This window comes from Mangrovihabitans endophyticus (assembly GCF_014646155.1).
Classification (GTDB): domain Bacteria; phylum Actinomycetota; class Actinomycetes; order Mycobacteriales; family Micromonosporaceae; genus Actinoplanes; species Actinoplanes endophyticus.
On the sequence record NZ_BMMX01000006.1, the window covers coordinates 147,694 to 169,105 of the forward strand.

Here is a 21,412-nt window from a genome sequence, read left to right on the forward strand (position 1 = left end):
TTGATCTTCTCGGTGGGCTCGGGTGCCCGGATAAATCTCCATGGTGGTCGGCAATCGGTGTTTTCCTGCTGGTCATGCGCATGAAATGAACCGGGGATTGAATGGCCGCACGGGGATGAATAGCGACGTGGGGCATGCAACTTGCACTGCGGTGCGCGTGCAAGTTGCATGCCCTGCGGCCTCCGGACCTGCTGATCCAGCGTCGGCGCAGCGGTTTGACCGACCCCGCTGGCCCTCATTCATGTGCGTTTTTGAGATGGCCGGAGTTGCCTCTTCCAGTCGATCACCGGAGGTGGAACTCTTCTAGCCAGCAGTAGCGCCAGCGAGACGGACGGTGGTGATTCATGATGCGTCCAGACGTTCTGGTTGGTCCGAGCCCCTGGGTGGTCGATCAGTTCGGCGACAAGGTCGCCTCCGAACTTTGGACCCGGGTTCCCGAGGCATTGAGCACGGCGATTGACCGCGAAGTCAATACGCACCCTGCAATGACTCAGACCTCCGAACGCATGCTGGCCAACCCGCGTTGGCCTCTCCCGTACGAAGAGCTCGTGCTCTTTCTCGGTACCCTCCCGGGTGCACAGATCGTTAGCATTCCCAGGTCCGTCTATCAACTCGTCGTCATCAATGGTCATCTGGTCGTCCCGTGGTGTTACGGGCAGTCGGCGCGCATGTCGATGCGCGATGCCGAGGTGGGCCGGTCCTTCGGCCGCCTCGCGCGGGAGCTGCTGCGGCGCTTCGGGCCGGCGTGGCGACGCTCCCGGGCCGAAGTGCCGCTTCCCCTGGATGTCGTCGACGAACGTGAAGTCGCCAAGGTCTGCTCCGCGATCGTGCAGGCCGAACCCGATCCCCACATCGTCATAGCCGGGTACGCATGCGCGCCGAACCTCGGGCTGGTTCGCGCCTGTCTCGGCGAGATCGAGTCGACCGACAACGGAATGATCTTCTGGTCGCATCTCGACGACCTGCCGCTTCCGCCGCCGGTGATTCCTCGTCCCCGTCGTCTCGTCTTCCCCTGATCCCACGGAGCGGGTCCCGCGGCGCGGTGGCCGCGGGACCTTTGCTTGTCCGTCCCCCGCCCGGCCGCATCCGGTGGCCGCCATTACGGTCATGCACCCCCGAGTCGGCCGTAGGCTACGGCCGGGACCAGCCAACGCGCCGGCCCGCCACACGGCAGCAGGCATGCGGGAGCACGCCGGACGGCCGCGCCGATCGGGGGAGCGATGACCAATTCGTACGTCGTGACGGGCGGCGGTCGCGGTGTCGGCCGTGCCATCGTCGAGCGCCTCGCCGAGCGCGCTGACGCCGTCGTAGTGGTGATCGAATTCGACGCCGCCGCGGTGCGGTGGATCGACGAGCATCCCGCCCGGGCGCGCCTGCGGGCGGTCATCGGCGACGCCTCCGACGGGTGTACCGCCGAACGCGCGGTGGACGAGGCCGCCGCTGCGGGCGTGTTGCGCGGCTGGGTGAACAACGCCGCCGTCTTCGTCGACGCCTGGTTGCACGCCGACCCGGACGCGGTCACCGCCGCGATCGGCCGGAACCTGAGTCCGGCGGTGGTCGGCAGCGCTGCGGCGGCCCGCCACTTCCTGGCCACCGACCGGCCCGGAGCGATCGTCAACGTCTCGTCGCATCAGGCCCAGCGGGCCGTACGCGGTGCGTTGGCCTACGCCACCGCGAAGGCCGCCATCGAGGGGCTGACCAGGGCGCTCGCCGTCGACTACGGCCCGCACGGGATCCGTACGAACGCGGTCGCCCTCGGCTCGATCGCCACCGAGCGTTCCGCCGGTCATCTCGCCGGTCTCGCGCCCGACGCACGGGCCGACTTCGAACGGGAGATCGCGCGCGCCCACCCGCTCGGCCGTATGGGAAGTGTCGCCGAGGTCGCCTCCGCGGTGGCGTTCCTGCTCTCCGCGGAGGCCGCCTTCGTCAACGGCACGGTGCTGGCGGTCGACGGCGGCCGGGCCGCGCTCGGTCGTGACCCGGAGGAGCTCTGACCTGCGGATACACGATTGCGTCGCACGGTTGGGCTACCTTTCAGGCCATGTCCGAGTCGCCGATCGTCATCCGCGACCGCGCGGTCGCGGTCGCGGACTACCTGCTTGCCGTGCGCGCCCAGATGGACCGCCCGGCGCGGACCGTGCCGGACGACGCGGACTGGCTGGACGGCCTTCCGGAGCACCCGGACTGCCGGTCCGGTCCGGCCGCGGACGGCACGTCCTGGCTGCGGGTGGGCCTTCCGCCGGCGCCCGCGCCGGTGCCGGTCCCGGCCGAGTTGCGTCGTCGCCTCACCGAGGTGTCGGCGGACGACGAGCCGAAGCTCGACGATGCGGACGAGCTCTTCGCCACCTGGCGTGACGAGCAGTGGCGGCCATGGGCGCGGGAGACCGCGGAGGCCGAGCGGACCCGTGCCCTGCACCGGCGGCTGTTCGACCTGATGCATCGCCTGGACATGAGCTCGGCGACGACCGAGCTGGTGTGGGGGCACGGCGTGCTGGAGGCGGAGGTCGGCGGCCAGCGGGTGCGCTACCCGCTGGTGGCCACCCCGGTGATGATCGATTACGCGCCGGATCACGCCCTCGTCAGCGTTTCCCCGACCGGGCCGCCGCGACTGCAGACCGACGCGTTGGCGGGCCTGGACGAGCGCTACCTTCGGCAACTGCTCGCGTTGGCCGGCCCGGCCGGCGTGCTCGACGTCGATCTGTGGAACGACTTGGACCGTCGTGAGCTGTTCGAGCGCGCGCTGGGGCGGCTCGGCTATGACCGGGTGGTGGTCGGCCCCGGCGAGGAGGACGAGCGGCACCCGGGCACGGGTGGTTCGCGGGGGGCCGTGCGCGGCGCCCACGTGGTCGACACCGGCGTGCTGTTCGTCCGGCCGCGTCAGCGGCTGCTGCGCGGGTTCATCGAGGCGTGGCGCGACCGTCTGCTCGGCGACGAGCCCGGCCCGACCGGTCCCGGCCCGACCGGGGCGTCGCGCCGGGGTCCGGCGGCGGTCGGCGCGCTGGCCTCCGTGGTGGCGCACGAGCCGAGCGCGCTGCGGATGCCCGGAGACGATCCGGAGGCATGGCGGCGGGTGGGCGAGCGCCTGCTCATGCCGCTGCCCACCAACCAGGCGCAGGAGTCGATCGCCCGACGGCTGGCGCAGCATCGCAATGTCGCCGTCCAGGGGCCGCCCGGCACCGGCAAGACGCACACCATCCGCAACCTGATCTGCCACCTGATGGCCAGCGGCAAGCGGGTGCTGGTGGTCGCGCAGAAGGAGGATCCGCTGCGGGTGCTGCGGGACGGGCTGCCCGAGGAGGTCCAGGCGCTGTGCCTCGCGGTGCTCGGTCGCACCACCGATCAACTCGTGCAGTTGCAACTGGCCGCGCGCGAGCTCGCGGACCGCGCGGCGACCCTGGACCGGGACGCGGAGACGGCTCGCGTCGCCCACCTGACGCGGCTTCTGGAGGACGCCGAGAGCGAGCTCACACAGGCGCTCAGTAGCCTCCGTGCCATCGCGGAGAGCGAGGCGGCGACCTACGCGGTGGACGGCGTGCGCCTGTCACCGGCCGAGGTCGGCGCGTGGCTGCGCGAGCACGCCGCGGCGTACGGCGGCATCCCGGACGCGGTGGGCGAGCCCCCGCCGCTGACCGCGGACGAGTTCGGCGTGCTGTTGGACATCGGATCGCGGTTGTCGCCCGCCGACCGCCGGGCCGCGGTCGCACCACTGGCCGACGTGACGGGACTGCCCGCCGCCGCGCAGGCGCACGCCGCGCGGGAGCGCCGCGCCGAGGCGTCCGCGGCGATCGATGATCTGTCCGCCGCGGGCGTCGATGTGACCGAGGTCCGCGCCCTGGGCCCGGACGGTGCGCAGCGCCTGCGCGGCGAACTGCGCGAGGCGGTGTCCTGGCTGCGCCGGCGCGAGGGCGGCTGGACCGACCGGCTCGGCCGCCTGCTGGCGGACCCGCATTGGCAGCAGGTGTGGACGGACCATCTGACGGCGACCGCGGCGCTGCTCGACGAGCTGGCCGGGCTGACCCGGGCGCTGGCCGGTCATCGCGTCGACGTGCCGGCTCAGCTGGCGGGCGAGCCGAAACGGACGCTGCTGCAGTTGGCCGAGATGCGGCAGCGCTTCGCGGCGGGGAAGGGTCTGAGCCGGCTGATGCAGCCCGGGCTGGCCAAGCTCGCCGACGAGATCCGGGTCGATGACGAGGCGTTGCGCACCACGTCCGATGTCGATCTGGCGACGGCCTGGCTGCAGCGGCGGCAGGCGCGGCGGCGGCTGGCAGAGCGCTGGGCCGAGTGGTCGCAGCGGCTGGACATCCCGGCACGCACCGGGGATCCGGAGAGCTGGGCCGGAACGCTGGTGTCCGAGGCCCGGCAGTCGCTGGACTGGGACACCCGTGAGTGGCCGCACCTGTCCACCCGGCTGCGTGCGGTGCTGCCGCAGGCCGAACTCGGCGTGGACGCCGCCCGGCTCGCCGCGGTGTGCGAGACGCTGGACGGCCTCCCGGTGGTCTTCGAGCACGACGACCTGGGGGACGCCGATCAGGCGGTTGCGCGGCGGCTGGAGCCGTGGCCCGCCCTCGCCGCGTCCTGGGTGACCCTCGCGGACTGGGACGCGGCGGTGGCCGAGGTGCGGCGGCGGCACGAGCTGCGTCCGACCGTGCAGCGGTATGTGGAGTTGCGCGACCGCCTCGCCGTCCCCGCTCCGGAGTGGGCGGCGCAGATCGACGCCGGCGCGGTGCCTGCGGTGTCCGGCGAGGTGTGCCGTCGAGCGTGGACCTGGCGGGCCGCGCAGAGCTGGTTCGATGAGGTGATCGGCGGCGTCGACCCGGCCGTGCTGGGACGGCGGGTGGAGTCGAGCCGGGATCGCATGCGCCGGCTCACCGCGGAACTGGTGGTCGCCTCCTCGTGGCTGGAGGTGGCCGCCGGCCTCGACGACCGGCGCCGGGCCGCTCTCGCCGACTGGACGACCGCGCTTCGCAAGATCGGCAAGGGCACCGGCCGCAACGCGGCAGCATGGCAACAGCACGCCCAGCGGGCGATGGCGGCGGCGGTGGAGGCCGTTCCGGTCTGGGTGATGTCAGTGGACCGGGCGGTCGAGCAGTTCGCCGGTGGCGCGCACTTCGACGTGGTCATCGTGGACGAGGCGTCGCAGGCCGACCTGTTCGCCCTTCCGGTGCTGGCGCTCGCCGACCGGGCCGTGGTGGTCGGCGACGACCAGCAGATCGGTCCGCAGTTGGGGTTCGTCGGTTCGGTCACCGGGCTGATCTCCGGGCATCTGAGTGACGTGCCGTCGGCCGAGCATTTCGATCCGGAGTCGTCGCTGTACGACCACGCGGTGCGACGCTCGCCGGAACGAATCCTGCTGACCGAGCACTTCCGCTGCGTCCCGCAGATCATCGAGTTCTCGTCCCGACACTACTACGACGGCAAGATCATGCCGTTGCGCGCCGACCGGCCGGCACTCGATCCGGTGCGAACGGTGTTCCTCCCGTCCGGTGCGCGGGAGCCGCTGCCGCCGTACGGCGAAGTGAACCACGCCGAGGCGTCCGCCCTGGTGGCTCAGGTGTGCCGGATGGTCCGCGATCCGGCGTACGCGGGGCGCACGATCGGCGTGATCAGCCTGCTCAGCACGAGCGGGCAGGCGGCTTACCTGCTGTCACTGTTGCGGGACGAGATCGGCGAGGACGAGATGGAGGCCCGTCGGCTGCGGGTCGGCGACGCTTACACGTTCCAGGGCGACGAACGCGACGTGATGTTGCTGTCGCTCGTGGTGTCCGCCGGCGGCGGACGGATCGCCGCCTTCACCCGGCGTGAATACCACCGGCGGATCAACGTCGCCGCCTCGCGCGCCCGCGACCAGTTGTGGATCTTCCACAGTGTGCAGCCGTCCGATCTGCTCGCCGACGATGCACGAGGACTGCTGCTGACGTACGCGCAGAACCAGGCCGCCGCGGATCCCTCGCCGGCCGATCCGGTCGCCGTGGTGGAGAACGACTTCGAGCGCGAGGTGCTGCGGCGGCTGGTGGAGCGCGGTCTCACACCGACGCCACAGTTCCGCATCGGCGCCTATCGCATCGACTTCGTGCTGGCGGCGCCGGACGGGCGCCGCCTCGCCATCGAGTGCGACGGCGCGGGATACCTGGGTGTGCAGCAGTGGGAGAGCGACATGCGCCGGCAGGCGGTGCTGGAACGCGTCGGCAACTGCGTGTTCGTCCGGATCCGGGCCAGCGTCTTCGCCCGTGCGCCGGAGGTCGCCATGCGCCCGGTGTGGCAGCGCCTGGACGAACTCGGCATCGGCCCGCAGCCGTCCCCGGCCGCCGTGGAGTCGTGAGCCGGGCGGCTCAGCGTGGCTCGATGCGGGCCTTCAAGCGGCAGTGCTCGGACAGCAGCGAGAGCAGCGTCGCGCCGTCGATCAGCTCGATCGGCCGGCCGGAGACCGCCTCGGGCACCCCGGGCTCGTACCCGCCGAGCGTGATCATGATGCCCTTGGTGCCGCCGGCGCGGGTGACCGCCTCCGCCAACGCGCCGATCGCCGTGTCGCCGACTCCCTGGTGGCGCACCGCGTGGATCACCACCGTGCCGCCCATCAGCGGCCGGGGGTCGGTGGCCAGCCACTGCGCCCGGTCGCCGACGCGTTCCGGCGTGCCGGCCGCCAGGCCCATGCTGACGAACAGGTCGGTGAGCAGGTGCTCGAACTCGTTCTCCGGCATGGCCGGCAGGTTGGGCCGTTCGTCGAGTTCGGCGAGCACGTTGAATTCGCCGGTGAGGTCCTGTTCCGCGTCGCGGTCGAAGTCGAGCGTCGGCGGCACGCCGGTCAGTTCGTCCGGCTCCATGGAGAGGCCACCGTGCAGGTGTTTGAGGCACGCCACGGGATCCACCCGGCGGAGTTTGATCGCCGCGAAGGTGTCCCGGTCGGTGCGTACCGAAACCAGGCACGGCCGCACGAACCGGCCGGTGCGGCGATCGATGGCGTCCACGATGCCGTTGAACAGCACCTCCGAGACCAGCGCACCCCGGTCCGCTTCGATGATCTCGTGGATCGTGCGCAACGTGACCTGGGCGATGATGTCGATGTAGCGGTGCCTGATCTCCGCCTCGTCGCGGGGCACCGCGACCACGTCGTCGCTGGTCCGGTCGTACCGGTGCTCCTTGACGATCGGGATCACCTCCACCGGCGGCAGGTGGTACTCGATCAGCAGGCGCTTGCGTTTGGGCAGGTAGGCCAGGCGGAAGTGCTGTGGGAAGTCGTCCGGGTAGACGGAGTTGCCGAGCACCATCGCGAAGTACTCCACCACCGACTCCGGGTCGGCCCCGGCCACCGCCGCCGCAAAGCGGTCCACCTCGGCGTTGTACGCCTTGATCCGGGCTTGGTAGCGGCTGCGATGCCGTTCGTACGCACGTTCACGCTCGGTCAGCCGGCGCTGGCGTCGCTCCTCGGCGTGCGTCCAGCGTTGGTGTGCCTCCCGGAACGCCCGGCGCGCCTGATCCATCTGGTGCTGGCGCAGGCGATCGCCGATCCGTCCCATGCGGTGTGACTCGGGTGGCGCATAACTCGCCCAGGACGGTTCGGGCAGGGGCCGGCCGAGCGGGCCGGGGTCGAACGGCGGTGCGTTCGCCGGCTTCTTGAACCTGCTCAGGTCGATGTGGTCGTCGACGTCGAGCGTGGACAGCAGCAACGTGTCGAGGTCGGACAGGCGCGCCCGGACGTCCGCGTTGGCCGCCGCGGCGTCAGCCGCCCGCGCCTCGGCATAGAGCCGTCGGCTCTCGCGGCGCCGTTGCGCGTCCGCGGCGGCCTGCTGCGCGGCGGCCAATGCCAGGTCCGCGTTGCGCCTGATGAGTTCTCGCTGCTGGGCCGCGGCAGTGCCGGCCCGTTGCTCGGCCGCCACCTGTGTGGCGTGCGCCCGCTGCATGTCCCGGATGATCCCCATGCGCCGTCCTCGCTCGCGTTGCCGACGTCCTCCCACCCCGCGCGAACCGTTCACCCGTGTCCGGCCGGGCCGATTCGCCACTTTAACCAGTCCGCCCAGATCTTGTTACTCCCCGCACCGTGACCAGCGCACACCGTGCATGCATGGCGGTCATCGCGGGTAGGAATCGCGGAAGGTTTCCTGTTCGACACGTCATGTGACTGTCCGTCATGGTGTGACCGGGCGCGATCTCGAAGGGTTACCTCACGAGGCGGTCGTACGATCGGCCCGAATGGAGGCGGCGTTCGGCCGAGAAACACCAGGTCGTAGCCTTGCTGGCGGATCCGGCCAACATTTGTCGCGGGCGTCCACTGTTATGCCTGGGGCGTGACGGGTCGTAATAGGTGAGGGGTAACTGCCATCCGGGCGGGAGGTGACGGCAGCATGACGGTTCCCGGTGAGCGCTTTCCGCGCCAGCGGTCCGTCCGCAACGCCGGCCCGCCGATGGCGGCGCGGACCGGCGACGATTCATGGTTCTCGTACGCGGCTGCCGGTGACGAAATCGTCTGGTCCGAGGAACTCGGTGCGATGCTCGGCCAGGCGCCCGACGGCAGCGAACTGTCCCGGCAGGTGCTGGCCCGCTTCGTGCATCGGGACGACCACTCCGAGGCGCTCGGCGCGGTGACCCGTGCCTGGGCCGGCCGTGCGGCCACCGAGGCCACCCTCCGCCTGCTCCGCTCCGACGGCGGCTGGTTCGACGCGGACGTGCGCTTCGAGCCGGTGGTCGAATCGGACGGCATGGTGCGCGGCGTGCGCGGGACGGTGACCGACGTGTCCGCCCGGGAACGTGCTCGCCGCGAGGTCGCCCGTCTGGCCCGGCGCGGGGAGACCGTGCAGCCGTCGCTGCTGGACGAGGACCCGGCGACCGGGCTGCTGACCCGGGCGCGGTTCGCCGACGAGATCGACCGTGCGTTGCGGCGTGGGGGCGGGGCCGTGCTGGTGGTCCGGGTGGAGGCGGATCGCGTCGCCGGTGGCGCCGACCAGGTCCGGCCGGAGCGCAACGCCGACCTGCTGCACAGCGCCGCGCGTGTCCTGGAGAGGGCGGCTCGCCCCACGGACCGTCTCGGCCGGGTCGGGCCCAGCGAGATCGGCGTCCTGATGGCCGGGGCGTCCTGGGCCATGGCCCGGCGTCAGTCGGAGTTCTTCGTCGAGACGTTGCGTGCACATCCGTTCGTGCTGCCCGACGACTGGTCGCGCGCGCATGCGTGGGCGGGTCTCGTGCGCTATGTGCCGGACGGCGACACCGGCAGCCATGAGCTGCTCATCGACGCGGAACATGCGTGGCGGCAGGCGCGCGACGATGGCAAGGCGATGACCCTCGTGCAACATCCGGTGCCGGCCCGGGACCGCCAGGGGTCGTACCGCAACCGGGTGTCCGACGCTCTCGGCACCGAGCAATTCACCCTGTACGCGCAGCCGATCCTGGAGTTGCAGAGCAACACGGTGACCCGCCACGAACTGCTGCTTCGAGTGCTGGACAACGCCGGCGGCCCGCAGTCGCCCAGCCAGGTGCTGGACGCCGCGGAACGGCTGGACGCGGTGTTCGACATCGACCTGTGGGTGGTGGAGCGCGCGGTGCAGCTAGTGGCCGCGCACCCCGAGCTGTTCCTGCAGGTGAATCTCTCCGGCCGGTCGGTGGGAGACCCCCGCCTGACCGGCGAGGTCGAGCGGCTGATGGAGCGGTACGCCGCCAACCCGCAGCAACTCACCTTCGAGATCACCGAGACGGCGCTGATCGGCAACCTCAGCGAGGCGCGCCGCTTCGCCGACCGGATCCGTGACCTCGGCTGCGGGCTCGCGCTGGATGACTTCGGGTCCGGGTACGCCTCCTTCCGTTACCTACGGCTGTTCCCGATCGACCTGGTCAAGATCGACGGCGAGTACGTGGTGGACCTTCTGCGCAAGCCCCAGGATCAGGTCCTGGTGCGTGCTCTGGTGCAGGTGTGCCAGGCGTACGGGATCCATACCGTGGCCGAATTCGTGCAGGACGAGCCACCCTGCAGTTGCTGCGGGAGCTGGGAGTGGACTTCGTGCAGGGCTATCTGATCGGGCACCCGTCGCCCGTGGAGCTGGCCCGGTTGCGGCGTTCCCCACCGGGGTAAAAAATCCCGGTATGGAGCACTACACGATCGCCACCGTGGCCGAGCAAAACGATGACTTCCGCCGGGTGTTGTGGACCGGCAAACACACCCAGCTCGTGATCATGACGATTCCGCCGGACGGCGAGATCGGCGAGGAGACGCACGAGGTCGACCAGATCCTGACGTTCGTGAGCGGCACCGGACGTGCCGAGGTCAGCGGGCAGACCCGCAACGTCGCTCAGGGCGACCTGGTGGTGGTGCCCGCCGGGCGCAAGCACAACTTCGTCAACACCGGCCCCAACCCGCTCGTCCTCTACACGATCTATGGCCCGCCGGAACACGCCGACGGTGCCGTGCATCGCACCAAGGACGAGGGGGACGCGCTGGAAGAGGCGGGCAAGGACGAGCCGCCGACCGGCTGAGCGGCCCGGCAGAGGCGCGGCGCCGACGTGCGGCACGACGCCGGGACCGGCCGAGGCCCCCCAGCCAGCCGGTCCCGGCGTCGTGTCAGGTGAAAAGTCTCCGGAAGGATACCGTCGGGGTTCACCGGTGTCGATCGAAATGCCTCTTCAGGTGGGTATCGATTCCCCGGCCGGGCAGATCCCGTGCCATTTTTCCGCACACCCAGGCGTGGCGCGTGGCGTGCGGTTCATTAGCCTGCCTGTCATGGGAGAGCCACGGTGGTTGGACGATGACCAGCAGCAGACGTGGCGTCGGTTCGTCGAGTTGCTGGTCCGGTTCCCTGCGGCGCTCGAAACCCAACTGCAGCGTGACGCCGGCATCACACACATGGGATATGTCGTGCTGGCCACCCTCTCCGAGCGGGACGATCGTCGCCTGGCGATGAGTCAGCTAGCCAAGAACGCGAGCTCCTCGCTGTCCCGGCTCTCCCATGTGGTGTCCCGGCTGGAAACCCGGGGATGGGTCCGCCGCGAGCGGGACCCGGAGGACGGACGCGTGCAGATCGCGGTGCTCACCGACGCCGGTCTGGCGAAGGTGCGGGAGACCGCGCCGGGACATGCGGAGGCCGTCCAGCAGTTGCTGTTCGACCGGCTCACCGCTTCGCAGGTGCGCCAGCTACACCGGCTGGCGCAGATCCTGCTGGCCGACCCGCTGGAAGTCCGGTCCTGCGAGCAGTCGCGATCCTGAGCACCGATCGATCGATCGGCCGGACCGCGCCGTGCCGTCCGGCGGCCGTGCGCCCCGGGAAGCGGGTCAGAAACGCCCGCCGCCGCCGCGGCGACCGCCGCCCCCGGTGCGCCGGCCCCGGCTGGCGCTGCCTCCGAAGCCGCCGCCGCCCCAGCCCCCGCCCCAGCCGCCGTGCCCGTGCGACCCGCCGTGCCGATGGCCGTGGCCGCCGGCCAGGATCCCGCCGAGCACCGCGCCGGCAAAGGAGCCCGCATCGAAACCGCCGGTGCCCCGGCCGCCGTAGCCACCGTCGTAACCGCCCCACCCCTGCACGTCGGCTCGCGCCTGCTGACCGGCCTGCGCCGCGAGCCGCTGCGCCTGCTGCGCCTGGCCGACCGCGGCCACCGGGTCGGAGCCGGCCAGGCTTTCCGCGAGGGCCAGGTGCCGTTGCGCTTCGGAGAGTGACACCCGCGCGCCGGCCTGCACCGCGCCGCGCCGCGTGGTGATGAAGTCGCCGGCCGCGGCCACCTCCGCGCGCGCCACCGGAAGGGCCTGGGTGAGCATGCTGCGGGCGCGTGCCGCGCGCTCCGCGGTGTCACGAGCCTCAGCCAGCGCGTCGTCGAGTGCGGCGTCGGCCGCTTGCAGCCGTGCGGCGTCCGACGGGGGATCGGTGCGCGGCTGCGCCAGCCCGGACCGGACGTCGGATACCACCCGTTCGGCTTCGCTCACCGCCGGCGCCAGGGCGGTGGGCACCGGTCCCTCGCCGGCCATGGCGGCGCGCCCGGCGGCGATCTCCGCCTCCACCTCCAAGATCAGTGACTGGACGGCATCCCGCGCGGACGCGAGATCGGTGGCCGCCCGGTCGACCGCCGCGAGAAGCTGCTCGGCCTGGTCCGCGGCCTGCTCCGCGGCGCGGACCGCGAGAGCCGCCTCCGCGCGATCCCCGCCGGGCACCTCACCGCCGGGGGCCTCCGCTGCGGGCACCTCGTCCCCGGGAGCCGCCCCGGCACCGTCGTCGTTGGCGAGCGCCGCGGTCGCCCGGGACACCGCCTGGGCGGCGAACGCCAGGCGCTCCCGGGCCTGCTCGGCGTTGGTCGCGATGCCGGTGGCGGTGCTTGCGTCATAGCGGGAGAGCAGTTCGGCCGTCGTGGTCTCGGCGGCCGGAAGCCGCGCCTGGAGAGCCGCGCGCCGGCGGTCGACCTCGGCGGCTACCTCGGCCGCTCGCCCCTCGATGTCGCGCAGGCGATCGAACGCCTCGGACTCCGCGTCCAGACGGTCGTCGGCGGCACGGCAGCGCTCGATGATCTGCTCCAGCACCGGACGCTGCTGCGCGGGGTCGGAACCTGCCTCCTCCTCCAAGGTCATGCGCAGCCGGAAGGCCTCGGCGACGTCGCGTCGCGAGGTCTCCAAGGCGTCGCGGAACTGGCGGGTGGCCTCGGCGCCGTACTGCCCGGTGGCCATGTCGAGCTCGCGCTCGCTGGCGCGCAGATCGTCATCCAGCTCGATGAGCATCGCGTTCGCCCGGCTGGTCAGCTCCTGGGTGGAGACCGCGGGTGCGGCGCGGGACGCGGAGGTCGTGGTGCGGGACGCGGAGGTCGTGGTGCGGCGCATCCGCCGGACCACGACCCAGGCGATCCCACCGGCGATCACCAGGAGGATGACCACGACGGCGAGGAGCGCACCGCCGCCGGAGGAACCCGATGCGGCGTCGCGGTAGCCGTCCGCCGCCGCGACCACCGCACCGGCCCAGTCGCCACGAGACAGCGCCGGTTCGATGTCGTCCCGGGCCACGTCGGCCAGCTCGTCGTCGGACACCCGCGAGTCCGCGGGGAAGGAGTAGGCGTACCCGCGGTCGACGGTCGCGACGGCGAGCAGCGCGTCCCGGTCTCCGAGATCGCTGAGCCGGGCCGTCTCGTCGGTCCACTGCTGCGCCGGCTCCGCGTCGAAGGACTCGACGAACACCACGAAGAGCTGAATGCCGGTGTCGTCCTGCAGGCGGCGCAGCGCCGATTCGGCCGCGGCCCGGCCGGTGTCCAGCGCCCCGGCGTGATCGGTGATCTGGCCTCCCAGACGGGTCGGCGCTTCCGCGGCGGCCGGCGTGGCCACCAGCAGGGGCGCACCCACGAGCAAGACGGCGACCAACGCGAGCAGGGCGGGCAACGCCCGTCGGATCGGAGTCACCTGCTCAACTTAGAGGTCGGTCGGCCAGTTGTGCGCGGGCTGTGCGCGACGGACCCGCGAGCCGCGAATATCGCCAGGCCACGCCGCGGAGTGAGAAGGTGGGACCGGTGATCGGATCGACGGCGAAAGGTCATGCGACATGAGTCAGCGGGTGCAGGGTGTCATCTCACGCGCCAAGGGCGCACCGGTCGAGGTGACGACGGTGATCGTGCCCGATCCTGGGCCGGGCGAGGCGGTGGTGCGGGTGCAGGCCTGCGGCGTCTGCCACACCGATCTGCATTACCGCGAGGGCGGCATCAACGACGAATTCCCCTTCCTGCTCGGGCATGAGGCGGCCGGGGTGGTGGAGGCGGTGGGTGACGGGGTCGCCGATGTCGCCCCGGGCGACTTCGTGGTACTGAATTGGCGCGCCGTCTGCGGCGACTGCCGGGCGTGCCGTCGCGGCAAGCCGTGGTACTGCTTCGCCACGCACAACGCGGCGCAGCGGATGACCCTGGAAGACGGCACGGAGCTGTCGCCGGCACTGGGTATCGGCGCGTTCGCGGAGAAGACCTTGGTGCACTCCGGCCAGTGCACCAAGGTCGACCCGCAGGCCCGTCCGGCAGCGGTGGGCCTGCTCGGCTGCGGCGTGATGGCGGGCATCGGGGCGGCGATCAACACCGGCGGCGTGACCCGTGGCGACGCGGTCGCGGTCATCGGGTGCGGCGGCGTGGGCGACGGTGCGGTGGCCGGCGCCGCGCTGGCGGGCGCCACCACGATCATCGCGATCGACACCGATGATCGGAAACTGGAGTGGGCCCGCGGTTTCGGCGCCACGCACACGATCAACGCGCGCGGCGCGGACGTGGTGGCCGCGGTGCAGGAACTCACCGGCGGCCACGGCGCCGACGTGGTCATCGAGGCGGTGGGCCGCCCGGAGACCTACAAGCAGGCGTTCTACGCGCGCGACCTGGCCGGGACGGTGGTCCTGGTCGGGGTGCCGACCCCGGAGATGACCGTTGAGCTGCCGCTGCTCGACGTGTTCGGCCGCGGTGGCGCGCTCAAGTCGAGTTGGTACGGCGACTGCCTGCCGACCCGGGACTTTCCCATGCTGACCGAGCTGTACCGGCAGGGGCGGCTCGACCTGAACGCCTTCGTGACCGAGGAGATCCGGCTCGACCAGGTCGAGGAGGCGTTCGGCAAGATGCACACCGGCGGCGTGCTGCGCTCGGTGGTGATCTTCTGATGGTGCGCGTCGACCATGCCGTGACGAGCGGGACGTTCTCCCTGGACGGCCAGACCTTCGACGTGGACAACAACGTGTGGGTGGTGGGGGACGACCGGGAATGCGTGGTCATCGACGCGCCGCACTCGGTGCCGGGCATCCTGCAGGTGGTCGGCGACCGCACGGTGACCGCGATCGTGCTGACCCACGCGCACGACGATCACGTGCGGGTGGCTCCGGAACTGGCACGGCGCACCGGCGCGCCGATGTTTCTGCATCCGCTGGAGGAACCGCTGTGGCGGCTGACCCACCCGGATGTGCCGATGCCGCGGGCGCTGTCGGACGGCGAGCAGATCGGTGCGCTGCGGGTCATCCACACGCCGGGACACAGCCCCGGCGCGGTCTGCCTGTACGCGGCAGAGCTGGGCGCGGTCTTCACCGGCGACACCCTGTTCCAAGGCGGCCCGGGCGCCACCGGCCGCTCGTACAGCGATCGGGACACCATCGAGGCGTCGATCCGGGACCGGCTGCTCACCCTGCCGCCGGAGACCGTGGTGCACACCGGCCACGGCGACGACACGACGATCGGCGCGGAGAACGGCGTGGCGCGGTCCTGACCACCCGGCGGGCGCGCGGATCCCCGTGCGTCCGCCGGACAGCCGGTGGTCAGGCGGCCCGGGCGTACGCCGGGATGGAACGGTCGGCCAGCAGGTCCAGCGAGAGCGCGGCGGTCCAGGAGAACGCCGGCTCCCCGATGCCCTCGCCGGTCATCGGGTGGAAGTACTCGTACTCGCCGGAGCGATGCACCAGGCGCACCATCGCGGTGCGCAGATCCTCCGCCTCATCCCGGTACCCGTGCTGGAGCATGCCGCGACGCAGCAGCCAGTTCACGTTGATCCAGACCGGCCCGCGCCAATAACGCAGCGTGTCGAAGTCGGCTGCGGTCCGGTCGTAGCTGGGCGCCGGCAGGTCCGTCTGCTGCGGCAGGCCGAAGCGCGCCGAGCGGGCCTCCGTCATGATGTCGTCCGCGTAATAGGCAGGCAGGTCCGGCAGGATCAGCGGGACCAGGCCGCTGATGCACCGGGCCGGGCTGTGTGCTCCGGTACGCACGTCCAGCACCCGGAAGGTGCGGCTCCGCGCGTCGTAGAGCCGGTCCACGATGGCCGTGGTGATGCGTTGCGCGCGCGCCCGGTGCACCTGCGGGTCGGCGCCGAGCACTCCGGCGATCTGTGCCAGGGCGATCTCGGCGGCGCCGAGGATGGCGTTGAAGTTAGGGCATTCCACGACGAAGTCATGGTCCCGGGCGAGGTGGGCGTCGGCGTACCCGCCGTCGCGATAGGACAGGACCAGCCCGAGGTAGCGCGCGTAGTCGACGTCGGTGGGCCGGTGCGCGGCGTCCGCGACGTCCAGGTCGCGCCGGTGATATTTCTGCAGCAGCGTGAGGTCGGCCGGCACCGCGGACATGGCGGCGTCCCAGGCGGGACTGTTGTCCAGACCGGACTCCCAAGGGTGCACGATGCTGGCCAGCCCGGCACCGCCGGCATCGCGGTGACCGGTGAGATAGTCCTGTTGCGCGACCAGCCGCGGATAGAGCCATTCGAGGGCGGCGTGGGCCTCGCGGACCGCCGCCGCGCCGTGCGACATGGCGCGGCGGTACACCTCCCACGCCGCGACGGCGTGCAACGGTGGCTGCACCAGGGCGGTGCTGCCGCGCGGGCGCCGACCGCCGTATGCGGGCACGTCCCAGAACACCGGGCCGGGGAAGTAGTCGCCCTCCGCGGTGTGCGGGTCGAAGACGATGTGCGGCACCCGGCCGTCCGGCCATTGCGCTTCGAAGAGGCTGCGCAGATCCCGCCAGGCGCGGGACGGATTCACGTAGCAGAGACCGACGGCGATGAACGCGGCGTCCCAGCTCCACTGGTGGGGATAGAGGCGGCGGGACGGGACCATATGGTCACCGGCCCAGTTCTTGTCGAGGACACGGACGGCGGAATTCCAGAGTTCAGCAGACATCTCAGAGATCACAGCGGTCGGATCGGGCAGGTCCAGGTTCATCTGTCGTAAAACCCTTTCCGCTGCACCGCCGGGTAAACCCGCTAGATCATCGGATCGGACGGCGGCGCTCGAATCCAAGCGAAAGCAACGTCTCGATTCGGTGGACGGCGGAAGAAGTTGTCCAGACCGTGGCAGCGGCGCCACGCACAAACGCCGCCATTTTATGCCGGGAGTTCCGCAACGACCTCGTCCGAACGGATGAGTCGGTCATGACGATCATCGTCGTCACCGCGGCCCATGGTGGGCTGTCGGCTGGTCCGGCGGGTGGTCGAACATGGGCGGGGAGGTGCAAAACATCCCAAGCGCCACAAGATCGCGTCTTCCGCGTACAGGTGGCGGCGAGTAGTGTCTTGGCTCCCAAGCGTGTCGTTCACCGTCTCGGAGGCGTTGTCGCGATGTCCTTGCGCATCCTTGTCGTGGGCGCCGGCATCGCCGGTCTCGCGGCGGCCAGGGGCCTTCGGGTGGCCGGCTTCCGGCCCGATGTGGTCGACAAGCTGTCCGCCAGTGTGGTTCCGGCGGCCGGGATCTTCCTCCCCGGCAACGCCATCCGGGCCATGCGCCGGCTCGGCCTGGACGCACCGTTGCGTCCCCTCGGCGATCTCATCTTTCGGATGATCTTCCTCGATTCCCGTGCCCGCGGGCTCTTCGAGCTGGACGCCGCCGCGATCTGGGCGGGTGTCGGCGAGTCGCGTGCGCTCTCCCGCGGCGAGCTGCAGCGGGTGCTGCTCACCGGGGTGGGTGGTGAGGTTCGCTACGACACGGAAGTGAGCGCGTTGCAGGCGGTCGACGGCGCGGTGAAGGTCGACTTCCGGGACGGCCGGGTGGCCGAGTACGACCTGGTGATCGGCGCGGACGGGCGCCGATCGTCGGTCCGGGTGCATGCCGGCCTGGGCGCTGCCGCGACGCCCACCGGCCAGGTCGTCTATCGCAGCGTGGTGCGCGGCGCCCCGCCGCTGTCCGACCTGACCGTCCTGCTCGGCCGGCGATGCGCGTTCCAGATGATGCCGATGGGTGGCCGGCGGCTGTACTGCTATGCCGACGAGATCGTGACCGCCGGCACGCCCGACGCGGAGGACCCGCTGGCACGCGTGCGGGAGCTGTTCGCCGACTTCGGCGGGCACGTCCCGGCGGTTCTGGAGGCCATGGAGACGGTGCAGGTCGCGCACACCGACGAGGTGGTGCTGGACCGGTGGCATGCCGGGCCGGTGCTGCTGGTCGGTGACGCCGCGCACGCGACCGCGCCGACGTTGGCGCAGGGCGCTGCGATGGCGCTGGAGGACGCGGTGGTGCTCGGCGAGGTGCTGCGCGAGTCGTCCGGTGACATCCCGGCCGCACTGGACGCCTACGAGAAGCGTCGTCGGCCGCGCTGCGTTCAGATGCGCGAGCGGACTCTGGAGCGCGACCGCACCTGCGAGGTCCCGCCCACGCTGCGCGATCCGATGCTGCGGAGGCGCGGCCAGCGGATCTTCACGGACCACTACCGCGAGCTGATCCTTCCGTTCTGAGCGAGCTCGTTCGGATTGGTGCCCCCGCGCCCGCGCAGACCCGGCGGGGGATTATTCTGCCTGCGAGGTACGCCTTTCCCGAGGCGCACCCGGAGTGGGACGAACGAGACACCGGAGGCGATCCGTGACGACTGTCGCGCCTAAGCCGATCGTGACCCGGCCCTGGCCGGTGCGACCGCAGGTCAGGGGCTCAGCCTTCGCGCGGGTTCTCCGCACGACCGACGCGAAGCAGATCGGGATCATGTACATGATCACCGCCTTCGTGTTCTTCATGCTGGGCGGCCTGATGGCCCTGCTGATGCGCGCCGAGCTGGCCCGTCCGGGCATGCAGTTCCTGTCGCCCGAGCAGTACAACCAGCTCTTCACCATGCATGGCACGATCATGCTGCTGTTCTTCGCGACGCCGATCGTGTTCGCGTTCGCCAACTTCGTGGTGCCGATCCAGATCGGCGCGCCGGACGTGTCGTTCCCGCGGCTCAACGCGTTCGCCTACTGGCTTTACCTGTTCGGCGGCTTGATCGCCATCGGTGGGTTCCTGACGCCCGGCGGCGCGGCCGACTTCGGCTGGTTCGCCTACACGCCGCTGAGCGACGGCCTGCACTCGCCCGGCGTGGGCGGGAACATGTGGGTGGTCGGCCTGGCCATCTCCGGCCTGGGCACGATCCTCGGCGGCGTCAACATGATCACCACGATCCTGACGCTGCGCGCGCCCGGCATGACGATGTTCCGGATGCCGATCATGACCTGGAACATCCTGGTCACCAGCCTCCTGGTGATCATGGTGTTCCCGTTCCTGGCCGCGGCGCTGTTCGCGCTCGCCGCCGACCGGGTGCTCGGCGCGCACGTCTTCGACGTGAACACCGGTGGGCCGATGCTCTGGCAGCATCTGTTCTGGTTCTTCGGTCATCCCGAGGTCTACATCGTGGCGTTGCCGTTCTTCGGCATCATCACCGAGGTCATCCCGGTGTTCAGCCGCAAGCCGGTGTTCGGCTACAAGGGCCTGGTCGCCGCGACGCTGCTGATCGGCGGCCTGTCGATGAGCGTGTGGGCGCACCACATGTTCGTCACCGGCCAGGTGCTGCTGCCCTTCTTCAGCTTCCTGAGCTTCATGATCGCGGTGCCGACCGGCATGAAGTTCTTCGTGTGGATCGGGTCCATGTGGCGCGGTCAGATCAGCTTCGAGACGCCGATGATGTTCGCCATCGGCTTCCTGGTGACGTTCCTGTTCGGCGGTCTGTCCGGCGTGCTGCTCGCCGCGCCGCCGATCGACTTCCACGTCTCCGACTCGTACTTCGTGGTCGCGCACTTCCACTACGTGCTCTTCGGCACCATCGTGTTCGCGGTGTTCTCCGGCATCTACTTCTGGTTCCCGAAGATGTTCGGCCGGATGCTCGACGACCGGCTGGGTAAGGTCCACTTCTGGCTGACCTTCATCGGTTTCCACACCACGTTCCTGGTGCAGCACTGGCTCGGCACCGAGGGCATGCCCCGGCGGTACGCCGACTACCTGCCCACGGACGGCTTCACCACGCTGAACACGATCTCCACCCTGGGGTCGTTCGTGCTGGGCGCCTCCACGTTGCCGTTCATCTACAACGTGTGGAAGTCCTACAAGGTGGGCCAGTTGGTCACCGTGGACGACCCGTGGGGCCACGGCAACTCGCTGGAGTGGGCCACGTCCTGCCCGCCGCCGCTGCGCAACTTCGACAGGATGCCGCGGATCCGCTCCGAGCGGCCGGCGTTCGACGCCAAGTTCCCGGAGCTGGCCGCCGGTGCGCACCTCCCCGGTCCGCCCGAGGGTGGTGCCCGCCCGTTGTCCGGTGACTCCGACGGCGGCGCGAGCTACGTGGAGGACACCTCCGGTAACCGCGACTGACGACGCACGCGCGCAACGGCCCGCCTCCGCTCAAGCGGAGGCGGGCCGTTACGCGTGCGTGGAGGCGGACGTCACCCCTAAATGCCTTGGCCAAGTGTCGTACCCGTGGCGCAGGATGGCGGGCGGAGGTTAGGACCGCAATGACACTCACGCCTTACAAGGAGACGCTCGCCCTGCGCGGCATCCGTTCGCTGCTGGTGGTGGCGACGCTGGCGCGCATCCCGATCGCGGCGGGGCCGGTGGTCATCACCCTGCACGTGGTGCAGGACCTGCATCGCGGATACGGCCTCGCCGGTCTGGCCACCGCCGCCTTCACCATCGGCAGTTCTCTCGGCGCGCCGATCATGGGGCGTTTGATGGACGGCCGTGGTCTGCGGCCGGTCCTGGTGCTCACCACGGTGGGCGAGGTCACCTTCTGGACCAGCGCGCAGGCCATGCCGTACTGGGCGGTGCTGCTCGCCGCACTGGTCGGCGGCATCGTCACGCTGCCCGCCTTCGCGGTGGCCCGGCAGTCCATCGCGGCGCTCGCCCCGGAGTCTCACCGGCGGGCCGCCTTCTCGCTGGATTCGATCGCCACGGAGATCTCGTTCATGACCGGGCCGGCGCTGGGCGTCGTGGTCGCCACCACGGTCGGCGGGCGTCCCGCGATGTTCGCGCTGGGAGCCGGCATCCTGATCTCCGGCATTGGTCTCTTCTGGCTCGACCCGCCGATTCGGGGCCGCGGCGAGGAGCCGACGTCAGTGGCCGCCCGGGTGCCGCGTCGTAGCTGGGTGACGCCTCGGTTCGTCGCCGTGCTCGCGGTCACCATGGCCTCCACGGTGGTGCTCAGCGGCACCGACGTGGCCATCATCGGCAACCTGCGGGGAACCGGCCAGGTCGAGTGGACCGGCCTGGTCTACGCGGTCTGGGCGGCCTATTCGATGCTCGGCGGTTTCGCCTACGGGACAGGGAACCGCAGCCTGTCGCCGCTGACGCTGCTCGCGTCGATGGCGGTGGTGACCGTGCCGGTCGGTCTCGGCGGGCATCAGTGGTGGCTGCTCGCCGTGCTGATGATCCCGGCCGGGGCGCTGTGCGCGCCGACCATCACGGCAACGGCGGACGTGGTGAGCCGTCTTGCTCCGGCGGCGGCGCGCGGCGAAGCGATGGGCCTGCACAATTCGTCGCTGACCGTCGGTGTGGCGCTCGGCGCACCAGTGGCCGGTGCGGCGATGGACGCGCTGTCCCCGCCGTGGGGATTTGCCGCCGTCGGCGGCCTGGGCATGCTTGTCGCGCTGGCGGTGCTGCCGACCGAGCTGCGCCGCCGCGCGGACGAGCGGCGGGCCGCCGCCGCGCAGCGGATGATCCGACTGGACACGGCTGTGCCGGCCGCGGGCGCTGTGCTAGCCGCGGAGGCCGAGCCGTCCGCGGGCGCCGAGCCGGCGCGCTGA

At 71.1% G+C, this 21,412-nt stretch carries 14 protein-coding genes; 11 read left to right on the forward strand and 3 right to left on the reverse strand.

Features of this window, described 5'->3' with window-relative positions:
* Positions 1–344: 344 nt before the first annotated feature.
* The 3 genes from IEY73_RS10725 to IEY73_RS10735 all read left to right on the forward strand — a co-directional run bounded on the left by IEY73_RS10725 (position 345) and on the right by IEY73_RS10735 (position 6,319).
* Entirely contained in the window at positions 345–1,016 is a 672-nt protein-coding gene (locus IEY73_RS10725; protein ID WP_229715742.1) for a hypothetical protein, read from the forward strand.
* 204 nt (positions 1,017–1,220) lie between these two features.
* The gene (locus IEY73_RS10730; RefSeq protein ID WP_189078984.1) at positions 1,221–1,994 is read left to right on the forward strand and encodes an SDR family NAD(P)-dependent oxidoreductase; all 774 of its coding nucleotides are present in this window, start codon (positions 1,221–1,223) and stop codon (positions 1,992–1,994) included.
* A 47-nt stretch (positions 1,995–2,041) separates the two neighbouring features.
* Complete coding sequence (locus tag IEY73_RS10735; RefSeq protein WP_189078985.1) at positions 2,042–6,319, forward strand: PDDEXK-like endonuclease domain-containing protein; 4,278 nt, start codon at positions 2,042–2,044, stop codon at positions 6,317–6,319.
* Between the two features lie 10 nt (positions 6,320–6,329).
* On the opposite strand, the gene IEY73_RS10740 is transcribed toward IEY73_RS10735, so the two are convergent.
* Positions 6,330–7,916 carry a restriction endonuclease gene (locus tag IEY73_RS10740; protein WP_189078986.1) on the reverse strand — a complete coding sequence of 529 codons (1,587 nt, stop codon included), beginning with the start codon at positions 7,914–7,916 and terminating at the stop codon, positions 6,330–6,332.
* Between the two features lie 423 nt (positions 7,917–8,339).
* On the opposite strand from IEY73_RS10740, the gene IEY73_RS10745 reads away from it, so the two are divergent.
* The 3 genes from IEY73_RS10745 to IEY73_RS10755 all read left to right on the forward strand — a co-directional run bounded on the left by IEY73_RS10745 (position 8,340) and on the right by IEY73_RS10755 (position 11,185).
* Positions 8,340–10,001, forward strand: a complete 1,662-nt coding sequence (locus tag IEY73_RS10745) for an EAL domain-containing protein (protein ID WP_229715743.1) — start codon at positions 8,340–8,342, stop codon at positions 9,999–10,001.
* 67 nt (positions 10,002–10,068) lie between these two features.
* Positions 10,069–10,458, forward strand: a complete 390-nt coding sequence (locus tag IEY73_RS10750) for a cupin domain-containing protein (RefSeq protein WP_189078987.1) — start codon at positions 10,069–10,071, stop codon at positions 10,456–10,458.
* 244 nt (positions 10,459–10,702) lie between these two features.
* Positions 10,703–11,185, forward strand: coding sequence for a MarR family winged helix-turn-helix transcriptional regulator (locus IEY73_RS10755; RefSeq protein WP_189078988.1), 483 nt, complete (start codon positions 10,703–10,705; stop codon positions 11,183–11,185).
* 66 nt (positions 11,186–11,251) lie between these two features.
* Here IEY73_RS10755 and IEY73_RS10760 read toward each other — a convergent pair whose 3' ends face one another.
* Positions 11,252–13,345 carry a TPM domain-containing protein gene (locus tag IEY73_RS10760; protein ID WP_229715744.1) on the reverse strand — a complete coding sequence of 698 codons (2,094 nt, stop codon included), beginning with the start codon at positions 13,343–13,345 and terminating at the stop codon, positions 11,252–11,254.
* A gap of 139 nt (positions 13,346–13,484) precedes the next feature.
* Here IEY73_RS10760 and IEY73_RS10765 point away from each other — a divergent pair, with 139 nt between their 5' ends.
* Positions 13,485–14,570: an S-(hydroxymethyl)mycothiol dehydrogenase gene (locus tag IEY73_RS10765; protein WP_189078989.1), complete on the forward strand. Its 1,086-nt coding sequence runs from the start codon at positions 13,485–13,487 to the stop codon at positions 14,568–14,570.
* The gene (locus IEY73_RS10770; RefSeq protein ID WP_189079056.1) at positions 14,567–15,166 is read left to right on the forward strand and encodes an MBL fold metallo-hydrolase; all 600 of its coding nucleotides are present in this window, start codon (positions 14,567–14,569) and stop codon (positions 15,164–15,166) included. The genes IEY73_RS10765 and IEY73_RS10770 overlap by 4 nt, the downstream gene beginning before the upstream one ends.
* Before the next feature lie 49 nt (positions 15,167–15,215).
* Here the strand turns inward: IEY73_RS10770 and IEY73_RS10775 are convergent, their stop codons facing one another.
* The gene (locus tag IEY73_RS10775) at positions 15,216–16,562 is read right to left on the reverse strand and encodes an MGH1-like glycoside hydrolase domain-containing protein (RefSeq protein WP_189078990.1); all 1,347 of its coding nucleotides are present in this window, start codon (positions 16,560–16,562) and stop codon (positions 15,216–15,218) included.
* A 437-nt stretch (positions 16,563–16,999) separates the two neighbouring features.
* Between IEY73_RS10775 and IEY73_RS10780 the strand changes: the two genes are divergently transcribed.
* The 3 genes from IEY73_RS10780 (at position 17,000) to IEY73_RS10790 (ending at position 21,412) form a co-directional block, all read left to right on the forward strand.
* Entirely contained in the window at positions 17,000–18,109 is a 1,110-nt protein-coding gene (locus IEY73_RS10780) for an FAD-dependent monooxygenase (protein WP_189078991.1), read from the forward strand.
* A gap of 124 nt (positions 18,110–18,233) precedes the next feature.
* A complete protein-coding gene (gene ctaD, locus IEY73_RS10785) occupies positions 18,234–19,985 on the forward strand; it encodes an aa3-type cytochrome oxidase subunit I (protein WP_189078992.1) in 1,752 nt (583 codons plus the stop codon).
* A gap of 140 nt (positions 19,986–20,125) precedes the next feature.
* Positions 20,126–21,412, forward strand: coding sequence for an MFS transporter (locus tag IEY73_RS10790; RefSeq protein ID WP_189078993.1), 1,287 nt, complete (start codon positions 20,126–20,128; stop codon positions 21,410–21,412).

Coding starts and splice junctions, on each gene's coding strand:
- IEY73_RS10755 (WP_189078988.1), top strand. CDS start 10,703: ATGGGAGAGCCACGGTGGTTGGACGATGACCAGCAGCAGACGTGGCGT.
- IEY73_RS10750 (WP_189078987.1), top strand. CDS start 10,069: ATGGAGCACTACACGATCGCCACCGTGGCCGAGCAAAACGATGACTTC.
- IEY73_RS10730 (WP_189078984.1), top strand. CDS start 1,221: ATGACCAATTCGTACGTCGTGACGGGCGGCGGTCGCGGTGTCGGCCGT.
- IEY73_RS10775 (WP_189078990.1), bottom strand. CDS start 16,562: ATGTCTGCTGAACTCTGGAATTCCGCCGTCCGTGTCCTCGACAAGAAC.
- IEY73_RS10790 (WP_189078993.1), top strand. CDS start 20,126: ATGACACTCACGCCTTACAAGGAGACGCTCGCCCTGCGCGGCATCCGT.
- IEY73_RS10765 (WP_189078989.1), top strand. CDS start 13,485: ATGAGTCAGCGGGTGCAGGGTGTCATCTCACGCGCCAAGGGCGCACCG.
- IEY73_RS10745 (WP_229715743.1), top strand. CDS start 8,340: ATGACGGTTCCCGGTGAGCGCTTTCCGCGCCAGCGGTCCGTCCGCAAC.
- IEY73_RS10735 (WP_189078985.1), top strand. CDS start 2,042: ATGTCCGAGTCGCCGATCGTCATCCGCGACCGCGCGGTCGCGGTCGCG.
- IEY73_RS10740 (WP_189078986.1), bottom strand. CDS start 7,916: ATGGGGATCATCCGGGACATGCAGCGGGCGCACGCCACACAGGTGGCG.
- IEY73_RS10780 (WP_189078991.1), top strand. CDS start 17,000: ATGTCCTTGCGCATCCTTGTCGTGGGCGCCGGCATCGCCGGTCTCGCG.
- IEY73_RS10725 (WP_229715742.1), top strand. CDS start 345: ATGATGCGTCCAGACGTTCTGGTTGGTCCGAGCCCCTGGGTGGTCGAT.